The sequence below is a fragment of the Bradyrhizobium sp. genome (assembly GCF_030646015.1).
In the GTDB taxonomy this organism is placed as follows: domain Bacteria; phylum Pseudomonadota; class Alphaproteobacteria; order Rhizobiales; family Xanthobacteraceae; genus Bradyrhizobium.
Map to the genome: position 1 here is coordinate 1 of NZ_JAUSLT010000006.1, position 2,700 is coordinate 2,700.

Sequence of the window (2,700 nt, forward strand, 5' to 3'; positions counted from 1 at the left end):
AGCGCCGGCAGCAATGAAATGTCGATGCGCATGATTCACGCGCATAGTGCCTCAACCGCCTATGATTCGCGACGATATCCGCATCATGTAGCCGTGCAGCGACTCCGACATGAACGGCAGCGCCAGCAGCAGCGTGACGAAGATCGCCAGGATCTTGGGCACGAATACCAGGGTCTGTTCCTGGATCTGGGTCAGCGCCTGGAACAGCGACACCACGACGCCGACCACGAGACCGACCACCATCAGCGGCGACGACACCACGACGATGGTCCAGATCGCATCGCGCGCCACGTCGAGGGTTTCAGCACCGGTCATGATACGCGTTCCATTCAGGGGTAACTCGTCATTCCGGGATGGTCCGAAGGACCAGACCCGGAATCTCGAGATTCCGGGTTCGATGCTTCGCATCGCCCCGGAATGACGGTGCAGAAAAATCAGATCGGCATCCGCATGATGTCTTCGTAGGACTGGATCATCCGGTCGCGCACCGACACCAGCGTCGAGACCGCGACGTCGGTTTCGGCTACCGCCGTCACCACGTCCATCACATTGGCCTTGCCTGACGTCATCGCCACCGTCTGGGCGTCGGATTTGCGGCCGGCCTCCATCACGCTGCCGAGCGCCTCCTTGAGCACCGTGCTGAAGGATTGACCGCCGCCGATTTCGGCGCCCTTGCCGGCGCCTGCGCCGACGCTGGAGGTCATGCGGGCAAGTGCGGCGTAGGCATTTGCAGCGGATGTGGGTGAAGCCATGGTCCGGGGTTTCCTGTTCAGGCCTTGAGGATGTCGAGCGTGCGTTGAATCATCCGGCGCGTGGCGCTGATGATGTTGAGGTTCGCCTCGTAGGATCGCTGCGCTTCGCGCATGTCGGTCATTTCGATCGTTTTATTGACGTTGGGATATTTGACGTTGCCGGCAGCGTCCGCCGCCGGATTGGACGGCTCGTATCTGACCTGGAACGCCGAATTGTCGGGCCTGGTCCTGCCGAGCGCCACGACCCTGGCATCCAGCGTGCGATCGAGTTCGGAGGTAAAGGTCGGCACCTTGCGGCGATAGGGATCGCCGCCGGCGGTTGGCGCGGTGGAATCCGCGTTGGCGATATTTTCCGAGAGCACCCGCATCCGTCCCGCCTGCGCGCGCAGGCCGGAGGTCGCGATGCTCATCGAGCGGCCGAAGTCATTTCCGTCACTTGCCATGATCGCGATTCCCTAAAGGTCAGCGTTTGCCGATGGCGGTTTTCAGCAGCCCCAGGCTGCGGGTGTAGAGCGAGGTCGCCGCGGCGTAGTCCATCTGGTTGGCGGAGACCTTGAGCATCTGGTCCTCGAGATTGACGGCGTTGCCGGCGGGCCTGGTCTGGAACCCGGCCCGGCCGTGCCGCGCGAAGGTGTCGCCGCCGCCCGCGGCGGCGATGTGGCTGGTGCTGGTCTGCATCATCGCCAGCGAACCCATCGCCGCCGCGCTGACGCCGTTCTTGTCGAATTTCGGCTCGACCAGCTCGCGCGGCCTGAAATTCGGTGTGTCGGAATTGGAGATGTTTTCGGCTAGTACGCGCTGGCGCTCCTGGTGCCACTGCATCTTGGTGCGCAGCGCCGACAACATCGGAAAGTCGTGGATAGCCATCGCATCCGTCCCGTTGCCTCGGGGGCACGGCGCCGCTGAGGTAGGCAGAATTTGCCGTGTGTATGGTTAACAACGGGTTAAAATCGGCTGAGGTAACCGTGGACAACCCGCTATCGCGGGGCGCCAAGGGCGATCCGGCGTGGAACGGAGCGCATTTTTGCCACGAAAGCTGCGTTAACCAACCGCGCGGGGCGCTGAGAAGTCGTTTTGGCTCAAGCGATTCTTGGTTTATTAAGAAGGCGTGGGCGGCACTTCTTGCCGTGGGGAATTAACACTTTCGGCTGATCCCAGGGCTTGCTGGGCCTTAAGGCTTGTCCGGTTTCGGTTCGCCGGACGAACGAGATACGTGAAGAAAGCGCTATTGGGGACATAGCATGCCGCAAACACTCTGGTTCTTCTTCTCGTTCGTGGCCGTGCTGGCCCTGATCGGCCTCGCCGCCTGGCTGGTCCGCCGATTCGCCACCAACCGCCTCGGCGCCAACACCAGCCGGGGGCGGATGCCGCGGCTGGCGGTGATCGACGCCGCCGCCGTCGACGGCCGCCGGCGGCTGGTGCTGGTACGGCGCGACAACATCGAGCATCTCCTGATGATCGGCGGGCCCACCGACATCGTCGTGGAAGCCAATATCGTGCGCGCCATGCCCGGACGGGAACAGGCGCCACGGCCCGCGGTCGGCGGCGGTACCGAGCCGGCGCCCCGGATCGCGCCGCTGCCCGATACTGGCTGGAGCGATGCCGAGGCCGCCCGGACCGACATGTTCGACCATGCCGAGCCGCAAATGCCCGAGCCGCCGCCGCGGCCGGTTCGCCCCTCGTTTGCCGACGAAGCGCGCCGCCCGGCGCCGCCGCCGATGCCGGAACGGCGCCCCGAGCGGGCCGAACGCATCGATCGCAGCGATCCACTGGCCGGCTTCGCGCCGGAGCCGCTGGGCGGCCGGCCCGAGCCCCGCCCCGAGCTGCGGCCGGAACCGATGCCGTCGCGGGTCACCTCGCGCAGCGAGCCCATGATGCCGCGGCCGCCGCGTCCCGAACCGCCGAAGGCGCCGCCGCGCGCGCCCGAACGGGCCGCCGCACCGCCGCC

At 65.6% G+C, this 2,700-nt stretch carries 5 protein-coding genes; 1 reads left to right on the forward strand and 4 read right to left on the reverse strand.

Annotated features, from left to right (window positions below; translation table 11 throughout):
* Positions 1 to 51 precede the first annotated feature (51 nt).
* From fliQ to flgB, 4 genes are all read right to left on the reverse strand, one after another.
* On the reverse strand, positions 52 to 315 hold the full coding sequence (fliQ, locus tag Q7T45_RS00585; protein WP_304741920.1) for a flagellar biosynthesis protein FliQ: 264 nt from the start codon (positions 313 to 315) through the stop codon (positions 52 to 54).
* 119 nt (positions 316 to 434) lie between these two features.
* A complete protein-coding gene (gene fliE / locus Q7T45_RS00590; protein WP_304866040.1) occupies positions 435 to 752 on the reverse strand; it encodes a flagellar hook-basal body complex protein FliE in 318 nt (105 codons plus the stop codon).
* Positions 753 to 769: 17 nt separating this feature from the next.
* On the reverse strand, positions 770 to 1,195 hold the full coding sequence (gene flgC / locus Q7T45_RS00595) for a flagellar basal body rod protein FlgC (RefSeq protein WP_304866043.1): 426 nt from the start codon (positions 1,193 to 1,195) through the stop codon (positions 770 to 772).
* Between the two features lie 19 nt (positions 1,196 to 1,214).
* The gene (flgB, locus tag Q7T45_RS00600; RefSeq protein ID WP_304866047.1) at positions 1,215 to 1,619 is read right to left on the reverse strand and encodes a flagellar basal body rod protein FlgB; all 405 of its coding nucleotides are present in this window, start codon (positions 1,617 to 1,619) and stop codon (positions 1,215 to 1,217) included.
* A 374-nt stretch (positions 1,620 to 1,993) separates the two neighbouring features.
* Here flgB and Q7T45_RS00605 point away from each other — a divergent pair.
* Positions 1,994 to 2,700 (forward strand): flagellar biosynthetic protein FliO (locus Q7T45_RS00605; protein ID WP_304866049.1); only part of this gene is annotated, 707 nt, incomplete at its 3' end.

What these genes read in the sequence shown, in the direction of transcription:
- fliQ (WP_304741920.1), bottom strand. Translation starts at nt 315, where the DNA reads ATGACCGGTGCTGAAACCCTCGACGTGGCGCGCGATGCGATCTGGACC.
- fliE (WP_304866040.1), bottom strand. Translation starts at nt 752, where the DNA reads ATGGCTTCACCCACATCCGCTGCAAATGCCTACGCCGCACTTGCCCGC.
- flgC (WP_304866043.1), bottom strand. Translation starts at nt 1,195, where the DNA reads ATGGCAAGTGACGGAAATGACTTCGGCCGCTCGATGAGCATCGCGACC.
- flgB (WP_304866047.1), bottom strand. Translation starts at nt 1,619, where the DNA reads ATGGCTATCCACGACTTTCCGATGTTGTCGGCGCTGCGCACCAAGATG.